This window comes from Streptomyces adelaidensis (assembly GCF_016598475.1).
Lineage (GTDB): Bacteria > Actinomycetota > Actinomycetes > Streptomycetales > Streptomycetaceae > Streptomyces > Streptomyces adelaidensis.
In genome coordinates this window covers 1-12,401 of sequence record NZ_JAEMUX010000141.1, presented here as the reverse complement: position 1 = coordinate 12,401, position 12,401 = coordinate 1, and the positions used below count along the sequence as shown (strand labels likewise).

Here is a 12,401-nt window from a genome sequence, read left to right as displayed (position 1 = left end):
TCCCGGCACAGCACTGACGAAGGAAGGCGGTCAGTCGAAGACGAAGGAACGGAAGGCGTTGCGGACTTCGGTCAGAGGCTGACGGTCGCGGGTGTAGTAGAGCTTGTTGGTCAGCAGTACTGCCCACCGCTGGAGCCTGGGCGAGATCCACATGCCGGTGCCGGTGAAGCCGTAGTGAACCCAGATGTCGTCGGCCGGATCGGTACCGGGGGCAGGATGCCAGAACAGGCCACGAGTGGGGGCAAGGGAGCCGGTCTGGACCGTGAGCGATGCTGCGGCCCAGGCTGGCCCGAAGCCTGCTCGTTCGGGGAAAGCACTGCCGTCCAGCATGTAGCGCAGGAAGCGGGCGAGGTCGTCGAGGACGGTAAAGGTGCCGGCGATGCCGCATACGCCGCCGAGGAGGCGGGCGGAGAAGTCGTGGGCGGTGCCCTTGAGGTGGGTGTTGGTGTCCGGGTCGAGTTCGGTGGGAGCGCACCGGGGGACCGCCTCGGCGGGTAGGGGGCCGAAGCGGGTGGAGTTCATGCACAGGGGCAGCCAGGTGCGTTCCGTGGCGAGTTGGTCGAGGGGCTGGCCGGAGAGGTGTTCGGCGAGGTAGCCGAGGATGAGTGCGGCTCGGTCGGTGTACTCGACAGCCTCGCCGGGCGGGCGGTGCAGGGCTTCGTGGAGCACACCGTCGCGGATGTCCTGTGGGTCGGTGCCGTACAGGTTCTTCAGTTGGGCCCGTAGCGGGACGCCCGCAGTGTGGGTGAGGAGCTGGCGGGCTGTCACGGCCGCGAGCGGGTGGCCGTCGACCTCCATCCAAAACTCGCCCAGTGGGGAGTCGAGGTCGAGTTTGCCTTCCTCCCACAGGGCTCCGACGGAGGACCAGACGGCGAGAATCTTGGTGAGGCTTGCGGCGTCGAAGACGGTGTCGGGGCGCATCGGAGCGTTCGGTTTGTCGGGGTCGAGGACGCCGGTGGTGCCGTGGGCATGGATGCCGGAGGCGTCGCCGACGGCCCAGACGGCGCCGGGGTAGACCTTGTTGCGGACACCTTCGTCGAGCAGGGCTTCGATGCGGTCGGTGCGGTACGTCATGGTCTCCCTCTTCGCCGTGGGCGTCCCGCCGGTCAGCGTAGTGACGGGGGTGGGTGGGATGTGGCAATGGCGTGTCGGACGTCGGCTGGCCAGGGTGGTTCTAGGTGAGCTGGCAGCCCAGGTCGGTCAGGGCCTGGGCCGTGGTGGAGAGCGGGTAGCGGGCGGCGTTCGCGTGGCCCGTCTGGCGGAGGGCCGGGAGCAGGCCGGGTGTCGTGCGTAGCCGGTCCAGGTCGCGGGCGAGGGCTGCGGGGTTGGTGAAGTTGGTTGCCACGCCGGAGGCGGCGAGGGTTTCGCTGAGGCCGGGTACGGGTTGGTAGAGGACGGCGAGGCCGCAGGCTTGGGCCTCCAGTGCGACCAGGCCCATGGCCTCCAAGGTTGTGGAGGGCATGACCAGTAGGTCGTGCTCGGTGAAGGTCTTCCACAGCTGTGGGCGGCGGAGCCAGCCGAGGTAGCGGGCTCGTATGCCGGCTCGTTGCAGGAGTGGCATCAGAGATTGGAACTGAGCTTGGGGTGCGGCGACGCTCAGTTCGACGCCCGGAACCGAGGCCAGGCCCTTCACCAGGGCCTCGACGCCCTTCTCGGCCGTGAGTCGACCCGCGTACAGCAGCCGCAGGTGGCTTGTCGGAGAGCGGACTGGCCGGGCCGGTGGGTCGGTGATCAGGTGGTCGGGGATGCCCCAGGGGATGTGGGTGATCTTGCGACGGTTGACCAGCGGGACGAGCTTGCGGAGTTGGTCGGCCATCGCGTTGGTGGGGACGACGATGGCGTCGGCGGACTTCGTCGTCTCGTCCAGTACCTGGAGCTGGTCGCGGTGGGCCTCGGCATAGAGCAGGTCGGTGCCGTGGACCAGGGCGATGCGGGGGTGTGCGGGGAGCGCGCGGATCAGGGCGGGGGTGGCGCCGAAGGTGAGGTGCTGCAGGTGCAGGACGTCGATCCGGGTCGGGTCGATCGCGGCCGCCAGTGCCGAGCGCAGGGCTGCGACGTATCGGCCGAAGGCTAGGCCCTCCAGACACTTCCCGGGGACTTGGAGGAGATCGAGCCCGGCCGGGAGGTGAGGGCGCGGGCCGGTGGGAGCGAGCATGAACGCCCGTGCCGGGATGAGCGGTTGCTCGCCCGTGTAGAGGTCGAGGAAGAGTTCGACGCTGCCTCCCGGGCTTCCGACGGGCAGATCCAGCAGGGTGGCGGCCAGCGGCCCAACGGTCGGTTGCGGAGTCACCGGACTCCTCCGGGGTTCTCTTCGTAGAGGCGGGAGATGTCGATGCCGTCCGTCGCCGCGTACTTGGCGCCCTGCTGCTGGTAGCTGGCCGGCGTGCCGAAGGCGGTGAGGAAGACGAGCTTGCCGAAGGTCATGCCCGCGTAGAGGCGCACCGGCCGGGCGGCACGGATCTCCAGGGTCCAGCGGATGGCGTGGCCTTGGTGGCCCAGTGGGGCGGAGACGTGGACCCAGATGCCGAGCGCACCGATGCTCCGATCGCCGTTGAGCATCTGCGCGTACGTCTCGGAGCCCGTTCTCTCCAGCGTGACGCCGAGGTAGAGAACACCCGGCTTCAGCACCAGGCCCGCGGCGGGGATCGTCTGCTCGGCGCACTCAGTGGGGACGGCTGCGTCCAGGTCTCCGTCGCAGATACGGATGGTGTCGCCGAGTCGCCAGTCGTAGGCGTTCGGGGAGAGTCGGGCGGGGTCGTACGGGTCGATCGTGATCTCGCCTGCCTGGCGGGCGGCGTTAATCGCGGGGCCGGTGAGGATCACGAGGCGACCGCCTGCCGGGCAGTGTCTCGCCAGTAGGCGGACGGCTGCGGGCCGACGGCGTCCTGGTACTTGCCCTGATAGGGGGCGATGGAGCCGGTGGAGACGAAGAACATGATCTGCCCGATGCGCATGCCCGCGTACACCCGTAGCGGGCGGATCGGGGAGAGCATCAGCGTCCACTGACCGTGGAAGCCGATGTCGCCGATCGGTGCGGTGATCTCGACGAACAGCCCGAGCCTGCCGACGGAGGAGCGGCCGAAGAGCAGCGGTACGTAGATGTCGGAGCCGACCTGTTCGACGGTGTGTCCGAGGTACAGCTCGCCGGGCCGGAGAACGTATCCGCTCTTTCCAATCGTGACCTTGTGGGTGGGGTTGGGGCGGTGGGCGTCGATCACGGTGTCGGTGTAGGTCAGCAGGGTGGGGCCGAGGCGGACGTTGTAGCTGTTGGGGTTGACCTGCTCCGGTTCGAAGGGGGCGATGGTCAGACGTCCGTCGTGGGCAGCGGCGGTGATCTCGGGTCCGGTGAGGATCATTGCTCGCCTCCTGCGACGGTGGGGGCAGTGCTCGCCAGGGGTGTGGCCAGAACGCTTCGTACTGCTTGGCCGAGCCGCAGTTCAGCTTGATGGGTTCGCCCGCCGAGGTGGCTGTCGGCGAGGTAGTCAGTCGTCAACACGCTGCTCGTGGCTGGGGGCAGAGGAGTGGGAGCAGTGACCAGGGGGCCGACGCGTGCGGTGAGGTCGCTGAGCAGCTTCTCGTGGTCCTGGGCCTGGTCGTCGGAGAGGCAGGCGTGGACGAGTTGGTTGTCGAAGGGCTCGATGGTCAACAGGTCGCCGAGGGTGAGCAGTTCGCCGAGCGGCATGGAGCGCAGGGCGGTCTCGTTGAGGACGACTGCGTCCGCGCCGAGGCCCGAGTGCAGTCGGCCGGCGATCTCTGTCAGCAGCTGGTGCCGGTCCAACCGGGTATTCCGATAAGGCTCGTTCACGATGCCGAGCAGGCTCGCGAGTGTCCGGTCGACAAGTGCGATCTTGTCTTGCACCGTGGCAAGGCCCATGGGGAACTCGTGCGAGCGGGGGAAGGTGCCCGTGCGGGCGGCCCAGCCGGTTCCGACGGGCTCTGCGGCGGCGTACCCGATGCCGAGTTCGCGTCCCTTGACCACGAGGGTGTCGCCGACGGCTACGGGACCGTACGTGTCGCTGTGGCAGTGCCCGGAGAAGATGACGTCCGCCAAGGGGCAGGCGGCGGCCAGCTTCAGGTCCACGTCGAATCCGGAGTGGGACAGCACGATCCAGGTGTCGGCGCGGTGGTGGTGTTCGAGCATCACCTCGCGCAGGGCCTGGGCAGGATCGGTGACGTGGTGCCCGACGCGATCGCCGGCGGGAATCGCGTCGAACGCCTGGGCCCCGATCACTGCGGTGACGGCGACGCGTCGGCCGTCGATCCGCTCGATGCGTACGCGGTCGAAGAGGGGCAGGCCAGCGTCGTCAGTCGTGTTGGCGCACACGGTCATCTCGCGGAGCTCTGGCTCGAAGTGGTGGCGCCAGCCATGGTTTCCGGGAGCCAGCAGGTCGTAGAGGCTGGTCAGGATCTCGCGCTCGATCTGGCCCTGGCCGAGGCGGTAGAAGCCGCTGCCTTCGAAGAAGTCGCCGCAGTCCACGATCAGGCTCTCGGCCCTGGCGGCGTGGAGGTGGGCGAGCATCGGTGCGGGGGAGGCGAAGGCGGAGTGGACGTCGGTCGTGGCGATGATCCGCCGTAACTGTCGGTTCATGGCGTGACCTCGCAGATGTCGGCGCCGAGGGTGTACAGCTTGGTGGGGAGGTCGGCGTGGCCGCGTCGGAGCTGGTCGAGGCCGCCCAGGGTGGTGACGCCGTGCGCGGTCAGGCCGGCGATGAGCAGGGCGGAGCCGGTCCGGATGTCGGTGGCCTCAACTCCGGCCCCGGTCAACTGCTGCGGACCGGTGAGACGGCACTTGGTGGAGGACAGCTCCTGGATCGCGGCACCGAGACGGGCCAGCTGCGGCAGCAGGTTGCCGTGACGGCCGGGGTTGATGGTGTCGGAGAAGAGGTGGGTGCCGGGGCGGGTGAGGGCCAAGGCCATCAGGGAGGGCTCGAAGTCGGCGTCCAGGCCGCTGGGGGCGAGGGAAGCGATGGCTCGCAGTGACCGGCTGGTTGGACGGACGTCTGTCGCTCGGACCGTAAGCACGTCGTCCTCCGCATCGGCGGGAACCCCGAGCCATCGCAGGGACCGAACCAAGGGGACAACATCGTCAGCGCGTACGCCGCAGATGCGCGCGTCGCCGCCTGTGACCGCGACCGCGCACGCCAGAGTCCCGGCCTCGATCTTGTCGCCGGGTACCCGCCAGACGATGCTCTCCGCCGGAGCGGCCAAGGGCGGCGCGAGGGCGAGAAGCGCCTCGCTCACTCGGCAGTGCCAGCCAGCCGCCCGCAGCGCTTCTACGACAGCGAGCACTTCCGGCGAGAGGTTGGGCATCCCCAGCCGCAGTGGCCGTCCGGCCACGACAGCGCGCAGGAGAGCGGCGATGGTCGCGCCTCGGGAGCGGAAGGGCAGTGTGATCGCGACGGTTCCGGCCCGGGGAGTGCCGGCTGCTTCCACGACGTAGCCGTGGTCGTCGACGGTCGTGCGGTCGCCGAAGTGTTCGTAGACCTTGAAGTGCTGCTCCATGCCGCGTTCCCCGATCCGGCAGCCGCCCGGCCAGGGGAGCCGGGCCCGCCCGTACGCGCACAGCAGGGCGGGGACGAGGTAGTACGAGGCCCGGATGCGGGCGGCGATGTCGAGGTCGAGCCCGGCCTCGGGCTTGCCGCCCGGCAGGATCACCGCGGTCTGCGGGTCGCTGACGGGTCGGGCCGTTTGCCAGCCGGCCTGCTGGAGCAGGGCGAGCATCGTCTCGACGTCTGCGTTCGCGGGGACGTTGCCCAGGTGCACCGGGCGGTGCAGTGCCGCCGCGGCGGCCAGGAGCGGCAGGGATGCGTTCTTGGACCCGTCGACCGTGACGGAGCCGGTGAGAGGGCTCCCGGGTCGGATGGCCACCACTTCGGCGGCGACTGGAGGGATCCGTACGGCTGTCAACCGTCAACTCCTTTGCAGAGGAACGTGTCGTGAGGACTGGGCTGGGGCGCCGACCTTGAACTCGGCCCAGCAGCGTTTACCGGACGGCAGCGGATCGACTCCGTGGCGATCGGCCAGGGCGGCGACGAGGAACAGGCCGCGCCCGCCCTCTGCCTCCATGTCCGGCAGTCCGGCTCGCGGGACCTTTCGGTCGGCATCGGTCACCTCAATCAGCAGACGCTCGCCGTCAAGGCGGGCGCCGGCCGAGATCGGGCCGTGGCCCGCGTGCCATACCGCGTTCGTCAGCAGCTCGGCGGCGACCAGCTCTGCCGTGCTCAGCAGGTCCTGGTCGAGGGAGGCGTCCCAGCGCCGTATCCCGTTCGCGAGCCGCTGCCGCGCGGAGCGGGCGGCGGCAGGTGTGCCGTGAACGGAGAATCGGATCTGGTGCGCTTCCATGAGCTGCCTCCTGGACCGGTGCGGCTGCTCCAAGCAACCGCTCCGGAGGCAAGCGGGACTACGCCGTGTGCTGGGGCTGCATCACTTATGCAGGAGCCGCATCGCGGTGAATCGCCGCTCGGTTACGCTCGGTTGAGCAGGCAGGATCGGCGACGGCAGGAGGGGCCGTGGCACAGATGGCCGAAGAACAGAGCGAGGCGAGACGGATCGGCGAAGTGATCCGTCAGGCACGTGTTTTACAGCGGCGCTCGCAGAAGGACGTGGCCGCCGCACTGGGGTATCACCAGTCGAAGGTGAGCCGTCTGGAAAGCGGCAGGGGCACGGAGGACGTGCGCACGCTGCGCGAGATCGCGCAGGTGCTGGACATTCCGCCGCACCGTCTCGGCCTCGCCACCGCTGCTGACACCGGCCCCGCCGCCGAGCCCGGAGCAGAGGACATGCACCGCCGTACCTTCCTTGCCGCGAGCGTGGCCGCGCTCGCGGCTCCGCCGTCGCCTTCATCGTCGTCGTCGACCACCGCGCATCACGACCTGATCCGCGTCCTGCTGCCGGGTACGAGCCCCGCCGCCACCGGGCAAGCCCTGGGCATCGACGAGCTGCGGGACCGGCTGCGGGCAGTACGCCGGATGTTCTACGTGTGCGACTACGCGGAACTGGAGCAGGCCCTGCCGGGGCTGATCGCCGACCTGCGCCAAGACGCTGGCGGTGGCTCCTCCGGCTCGGCGGAGGCATCCGGGCTGCTCGCGACCGCGTACCAGACATCGGTAAGCCTGCTGCTGAAACGAGCCGACCAGGGCAACGCCTGGCTCGCGGCCGGTCGGGCCATGGCCGAGGCTGAACGGTCCGGAGACCCGGTCGTCCTCGCCGCCAGCGTCCGCGTGCACGCCCACGTCCTCGTACGGGACAAGCACACCGCCCAAGCCGTGAACATGGTCCGCCACACCGCCGACCAGCTCACCGGCTCCTACGACCAGCGCTCCCCCCGCTACCTGGCGGCGGTCGGACTGCTCCTGCTGCGCGGGGCGACCGCCGCCAGCAGAAACGGCGACCGCGACACCACCCAGGACTTCCTCACCAAGGCCAAGGAAGTGGCCCGCTACGTCGCTTTCGACCAACCGGACGCCTGGGCGAACTTCAGCCCCACCAACGTCGCCCTGCACGAGGTCAGCGCGGCCGTCTCCTTCGGCGACGCCGGCATCGCCCTGCGGACCGCACGCCCCCTCATGCGCCGCCACATTCCCGTCCCCGAGCGCCGAGCCGCCCTGTGGGTGGAGACCGCCCGCGCCTACAGTCAGCAGGGCAGACTCGCCGACGGCTACCAGGCCCTGCGCATCGCCGAGAGCTGCGCGGCACAGGACATCCGCCGCCCGGCCGTACGCGAACTGGTCGCCGACATGGCAGCCCGCGACCGCCGCCGGGCCCTGCCCGAGCTGCACCATTTCAGCCGCCAACTGGGAGTGCCTGCGTGAGTGACCAGTCCGACAAGCCGTTCCTCCAGATCGTGGTCTGCGCGGCCGGAGTCGCCGGGGACGTCGGCAAGCTGATCACCGCAGCGCACGAGCGGCAGTGGGACGTCGGCGTCGTCGCCACACCACAAGGGCTCGGCTTCCTCAACGTGGAGGCGGTGGAGAACCAGATCGGGCGCCCCATCCGCTCCGCCTGGCGCTCGGCGGGCGAACCGCGCCCGACCCGGCCCGCCGATGCCATCGCTGTCGCCCCGGCCAGCTTCAACACCGTCAACAAATGGGCCGCCGGAATCGCCGACAACCTCGCCCTCGGCATCCTGTGCGAAGCACCCGCCACGGACGTCCCCATCGCCGTACTGCCGTATCTGAACTCCGCCCAGGCCGCCCACCCCGCCTACCGCAGGAGCCTGGAGCAGCTGCGCGAGATGGGCATCCTGATCGGCTCGTACGAACCACACCGGCCGAAGGCCGGCGGCGGGGCCGACCGCTACCGCTGGGAGGAAGTACTGGAGCTGCTCGCCCCCAGGCTGTCCGCGCGGTCGTGATCAGGGCTGCTCCGTGCGCCGTCATGCCTACGGGTCGGCCACCGGTAACCGGGCCCGTTCATGGACTCTCAGTCGGAGCGCTTGTACCCGGCTCAGAACCGGCCACCGGCCCGCCCAAGTAGCACGTCCACCACGTCAATGAGGGGTTCGACCCAATCCTCCAGCGCCTCGCGGGCGCCGTGGTGTCAAGACAGCGGGCCAGCCACTTTCCGCTTCCAAGCCTGATTTGGCCATGCCGGATGGGCACACTGCGCTTGGTGCCTACCGGCGCTGTCGGTGCTGCTGTTCGGTGGGCGATGGAGTCACCGCCGGGATCCGACCGTTTCCGGTCTGCTGAGTGGGGATCGAGCCTGCCGTGGTCGTCTGCAGGCGGGCGGCTTCGGCTCGGCGGTTGGGTGCTGGGTTTCGGCCGGTGTGCTGGATGCGGGTGATGAGCACGCGGGCGGGTTGGCGGGCGGTGGTCAGTTCGCGCTGGGCGGCGGCTTCCTTGAGGAGTTGGTGGGGTTGGTGGCCGCGGGCTTCGGCGTCGGCGAGGACGGTGGCGAGTGCGGGCCACGCCGGGTCGGCGAGGATGCGCTCGGCGTCGTCGGGGACGGCTGCTCGTACGTCGCTGGCCAGGACGCGGCGGGCTTCCTCCTTGGGTGGACGGGCTGTGAGTTCGGCGAGCGTCGGGGTGAGGGCGGGGTCGGCGGCTGTCTGGAGGTGGTGGACGGCATGGCGGGCGGCGTCGGCCTGGTGGGCGTGGTTCTTCGCTTCGTGCCAGCGCCCGGCGACGATGGCGGCCCAGACCAGGGCTGCGACCAGGGCGGCCAAGGCGCTGCCGTCGGGGCCGGTGGCGGTGTGGACGATGTCGCGTGCCGCGCTGCGCAGGGCGTGGGCGGCTCGGTCTTCCGCCCGGATCTGGGACCGCTGGGCGCGGGCGAACGCCTTTGAAGCGGCTTGGAGTTCGGCGCGCAGATGGGTGGGTGCCTTCTGGGCGGTGGCTTCCAGGAGTTCGCCGAGGGCGGTGATGTGGGCTTGGGCGTGGGTGTCGTCGGCGAGGTCGGTGTGGAGGGTGTCGAGGGCGTCGGTGGCTTGGTGCCAGGGGGTGCTGGGGTGGTTGCGGCGGGCGGTGGGGTGTTCTTCGGGTTGGCTGGATTCGAGGCGGGCCTTGATTTTGGGCAGGGAGAGGTCGGGGGAGATCTTGCTTCCGGGGTGGTAGATCTGCTCGCCGGCCTCGTTGACGTCGCCGGGGCGGCCGACTGCGTAGCCGAGGAGGTCTCCTGAGGGGCCGCGCCGGACCTGGACCTCGATGCCGCTGGCTTCGAGGTAGACGATGAATTCCTCGGCGCTGCTCACGTGGGGGATGGCGGCGCGGATGCGGTCCTGGAGCCAGGCGGGGCTGGGCTGTTCCCAGCCGAGGCGTTCGGCTTTGTGCATCTCGGCCTGTGTGGGGCGGCGGGCGCCGGTGCGGTCGCCCTTCTTCAGGCGGCGCAGCCCGTAGTCCTTCTCGATCTCGCGGCAGGCGTCGCCGACGCGCAGGCCGCTGTCGTGGAGCTTGGGGCGGCGGCCGTCTTCGCGGACGGTGGTGGCGAGGAGGTGGATGTGGTCGTCGGCGTGGCGTACGGCGATCCAGCGGCAGCCCAGGTCGTCACCGGCCGGAGCGATGCCGGCGGCCTGGACGATGCGGCGGGCGATCTCTCCCCACTCGGCGTCGGAGAGGTAGCGGTCCTCGGGTGCGGCGCGGACCGGGCAGTGCCAGACGTGGTCGGTGACCGGCTTGCCGAACTCGCTGTTGCGCAGCCGCACGGGCTCGTCGAGGTAGCGGCCAAGTTGGGTGAGGGTGGCGTTCTCGTCACGGCCGGGGTCTGGCATGCCGAGCATCGCGAAGCCGGCCACGATGTGCGGGTCGAAGTGCTCGTCATGGGTTCCGCGGCCGTAGAGGTAGGCGAGCAGGCCACGGGTGTTGGTCCCGGCGGGCTTGATGGCGGCGATCACGCTGTCCCAGCCTCCTCCGGGTCGGTGGGCTGGCGCAGGGCCTCGGCGATCAGCTCCAGCAGGTGGTGGAGTTCGCTGAGGCGTTGGCGTATGTCGGGTGGGGTGTGGTCGCTGTTGAGGGCGCGGGCGATCTGGTTGACGTTGACGCCGATGCGGTTGAGCTGGCGCAGAACCTGGGCGCGGAAGATGTGGGTGCGGCGGCGGTCCTCGGACAGGGGCAGGTTGGCGGTGAACCGGCCGGTGAGGAAGGCGAGGACGATGTCGGCGGCGAAGCCGGAGTCGCCCTTGTAGCCGTGCTCGGCAGCGGCCTGCTGGAGATGGGCTCGCTGGTCGCCGGTGAAGCGCAGCGGGCCGACACGGTCGTTGCGCTTGGTGCCGGTGAAGCAGCGGATCGTGGGCTGCACGCTCTGCACGGCAGGCTCGCCGGCGGCGATGGCTGCGCTGGCGGCGGGGCGCAGGACGGCTTGCTGGACGGAGTGAAGCGTGTCCGGGTCGGAGCCGCCCTCGGCTCCGACCCCCTGGTCCGGCGCCCCCTGGCGCTGGGCCGTCTCCGCCACCCCCGGGGCGGAGCCCCCCGAAGTCCGGCCTTGAGTCGGACTCGGGGTACTACTGGCTCCGCCCGGGGCAGCCCGTCCGAACGCGCGGCGCAAACGCCCCATCAGCGTAAGGGACTTCGTCGGCGGCAGCGGCTCGTCGGGAGTGTGGTCGGGGCGTTGCGGGGCGTGTGTCACGGGCGGTTCTCCGGAAGGGGCGGGGGCAGGTGGGTCGGTGGGGAAGGACTGGCGGAGTGCTGGTGGCCGGCACGCTGTCCACAGGTGTGGATAGGCGGGCGGCGAGCGGCGCCTATGGTCGGCTGGCCGGGGTGACCGGAAGGGGTTCCGGTCACCCCGCAGGGATTCCGGTCAGCCGCTGCTCGGACGGGTCTTGGCGGCGGCTTCTATTTCGGGCCGGAGGATCTCCATCACCTCGGTCTGCCGCTGACTGCCGATCGTCAGGTCCCTGTCCTTGACGGCCTTCCGGAGAAGGGACCGGCTGAGCGTGCCGTGCTCAGCGAGGGCGACCCGGCCGATCTCCACCAGCTCAGCGAGCGTGGCCTTGGGCGGACGGCCACCGCGCGGCGTGCTCTCCGAAACCTCGGGCGGTGGTTCCGTCGGCTGGACGGAACCGGCGGCCGGACGCTCAGCGAGGCCGACCGACTCGGCCCATGGCTCGGCGAGCTTGGCGGGCGCGGTGACCGGTGGTTCCGGCAACTGGACGGGCGCGGCGTCGAAGTGGTCGGCGGGTTGGTCGACCAGTTGGTGGATCTGCCGCATCAGGACGCCGAAGGCCAGCAGCGCGGCGGTCGGGGGAACCGCGGCGACCACGTAGTCGAGCAGGGGCACGGCGCTGGCGTTGCCCGTGCCGCTGACCCCGGCCACGTTGAGCGCGATGGAGCCGACCGATCCGGTGGCCGTGAGGGCGATCGCCCACCAGTCGGTCACCCGGCGCAGGCCCGCGCGGAGCATAAGCAGTTCGCCCGCGACGATGAACGCGTCCAGGGTCGCCGGCCAGGCCCACTGGCGGACCGGGGAGCTCCTGAGGCCGTGCTGTCCGGCGACCTCTGCGAGATGCGCGTAGGACAGCCAGAACCCGCCGGCGGTGAGCGCCACGATGACGACTCCCGCCGCGATGAGCGCGTACCGCTCGGCCGCCTGCTTGGTCGTCATCGGCCTCCCTTCGACAGGGCGATGGCCCCGGTGGGTGGGCGTGGAGAGGGTGGTCAAGCGGGGTTCTCCTGGGGTGGTGGCGTGGTCCGTCTTTGCCGTCTTGGCCGTTGCAAGCGCAGGTCAGGGCCGGTACGGCAGGAGGGCTGGTGTTCCGTCCTGGCGGCGCCGGCGCGTCCTGGGGGCACACGGGCGGCGGGGCTGCGGTTCGGTGGCCGTGGACGGATCGCATCCGTCTTGCCGTCCCGGCCGCACGCGCTGTGACCTGCGGCGATACGGCGAGGACGCCCGGGACGGAACAAGACGGATCGGGGCAGCGTCCTGTTGGTGGCAGCGCGCTCTTCATGATCGCGTTGCCGTCTTGCCCC

12 protein-coding genes are annotated in these 12,401 nt (G+C 70.4%); 2 read left to right on the top strand and 10 right to left on the bottom strand.

All coding sequences use genetic code 11. The features are described from left to right. Positions 1–30: 30 nt before the first annotated feature. The 7 genes from I8N67_RS39420 to I8N67_RS39390 all read right to left on the bottom strand — a co-directional run bounded on the left by I8N67_RS39420 (position 31) and on the right by I8N67_RS39390 (position 6,342). Positions 31–1,074: a serine hydrolase domain-containing protein gene (locus I8N67_RS39420; RefSeq protein WP_200309111.1), complete on the bottom strand. Its 1,044-nt coding sequence runs from the start codon at positions 1,072–1,074 to the stop codon at positions 31–33. Between the two features lie 100 nt (positions 1,075–1,174). After that, complete coding sequence (locus tag I8N67_RS39415; RefSeq protein ID WP_200309110.1) at positions 1,175–2,290, bottom strand: glycosyltransferase family 4 protein; 1,116 nt, start codon at positions 2,288–2,290, stop codon at positions 1,175–1,177. After that, positions 2,287–2,823 carry a dCTP deaminase gene (locus tag I8N67_RS39410; protein WP_200309109.1) on the bottom strand — a complete coding sequence of 179 codons (537 nt, stop codon included), beginning with the start codon at positions 2,821–2,823 and terminating at the stop codon, positions 2,287–2,289. Before I8N67_RS39410 ends, I8N67_RS39415 begins: the two co-directional genes overlap by 4 nt. Continuing rightward, entirely contained in the window at positions 2,820–3,356 is a 537-nt protein-coding gene (gene dcd / locus I8N67_RS39405; protein WP_200309108.1) for a dCTP deaminase, read from the bottom strand. The genes I8N67_RS39410 and dcd overlap by 4 nt, the downstream gene beginning before the upstream one ends. Continuing rightward, positions 3,353–4,588 (bottom strand): metallophosphoesterase, encoded by a 1,236-nt coding sequence (locus I8N67_RS39400; RefSeq protein WP_200309107.1) that lies wholly within the window; start codon positions 4,586–4,588, stop codon positions 3,353–3,355. The genes dcd and I8N67_RS39400 overlap by 4 nt, the downstream gene beginning before the upstream one ends. Further along, positions 4,585–5,871 (bottom strand): carboxyvinyltransferase, encoded by a 1,287-nt coding sequence (locus I8N67_RS39395; protein WP_200309113.1) that lies wholly within the window; start codon positions 5,869–5,871, stop codon positions 4,585–4,587. The genes I8N67_RS39400 and I8N67_RS39395 overlap by 4 nt, the downstream gene beginning before the upstream one ends. A gap of 39 nt (positions 5,872–5,910) precedes the next feature. Next, on the bottom strand, positions 5,911–6,342 hold the full coding sequence (locus I8N67_RS39390; RefSeq protein ID WP_200309106.1) for an ATP-binding protein: 432 nt from the start codon (positions 6,340–6,342) through the stop codon (positions 5,911–5,913). A 176-nt stretch (positions 6,343–6,518) separates the two neighbouring features. Between I8N67_RS39390 and I8N67_RS39385 the strand changes: the two genes are divergently transcribed. After that, positions 6,519–7,811, top strand: a complete 1,293-nt coding sequence (locus tag I8N67_RS39385) for a helix-turn-helix domain-containing protein (protein ID WP_200309112.1) — start codon at positions 6,519–6,521, stop codon at positions 7,809–7,811. Further along, positions 7,808–8,353, top strand: a complete 546-nt coding sequence (locus tag I8N67_RS39380) for a flavoprotein (protein ID WP_200309105.1) — start codon at positions 7,808–7,810, stop codon at positions 8,351–8,353. The genes I8N67_RS39385 and I8N67_RS39380 overlap by 4 nt, the downstream gene beginning before the upstream one ends. A gap of 261 nt (positions 8,354–8,614) precedes the next feature. Here the strand turns inward: I8N67_RS39380 and I8N67_RS39375 are convergent, their stop codons facing one another. From I8N67_RS39375 to I8N67_RS39365, 3 genes are all read right to left on the bottom strand, one after another. Further along, positions 8,615–10,330 (bottom strand): relaxase/mobilization nuclease domain-containing protein, encoded by a 1,716-nt coding sequence (locus tag I8N67_RS39375; RefSeq protein WP_200309104.1) that lies wholly within the window; start codon positions 10,328–10,330, stop codon positions 8,615–8,617. Then, entirely contained in the window at positions 10,327–10,887 is a 561-nt protein-coding gene (locus tag I8N67_RS39370; RefSeq protein WP_200309103.1) for a MobC family plasmid mobilization relaxosome protein, read from the bottom strand. The genes I8N67_RS39375 and I8N67_RS39370 overlap by 4 nt, the downstream gene beginning before the upstream one ends. Positions 10,888–11,232: 345 nt before the next feature. Further along, positions 11,233–12,036 carry a DUF2637 domain-containing protein gene (locus tag I8N67_RS39365; RefSeq protein WP_234046999.1) on the bottom strand — a complete coding sequence of 268 codons (804 nt, stop codon included), beginning with the start codon at positions 12,034–12,036 and terminating at the stop codon, positions 11,233–11,235. Between the last annotated feature and the right edge of the window lie 365 nt (positions 12,037–12,401).

What these genes read in the sequence shown, in the direction of transcription:
- I8N67_RS39420 (WP_200309111.1), bottom strand. Translation starts at nt 1,074, where the DNA reads ATGACGTACCGCACCGACCGCATCGAAGCCCTGCTCGACGAAGGTGTC.
- dcd (WP_200309108.1), bottom strand. Translation starts at nt 3,356, where the DNA reads ATGATCCTCACCGGACCCGAGATCACCGCCGCTGCCCACGACGGACGT.
- I8N67_RS39400 (WP_200309107.1), bottom strand. Translation starts at nt 4,588, where the DNA reads ATGAACCGACAGTTACGGCGGATCATCGCCACGACCGACGTCCACTCC.
- I8N67_RS39390 (WP_200309106.1), bottom strand. Translation starts at nt 6,342, where the DNA reads ATGGAAGCGCACCAGATCCGATTCTCCGTTCACGGCACACCTGCCGCC.
- I8N67_RS39385 (WP_200309112.1), top strand. Translation starts at nt 6,519, where the DNA reads ATGGCCGAAGAACAGAGCGAGGCGAGACGGATCGGCGAAGTGATCCGT.
- I8N67_RS39365 (WP_234046999.1), bottom strand. Translation starts at nt 12,036, where the DNA reads ATGACGACCAAGCAGGCGGCCGAGCGGTACGCGCTCATCGCGGCGGGA.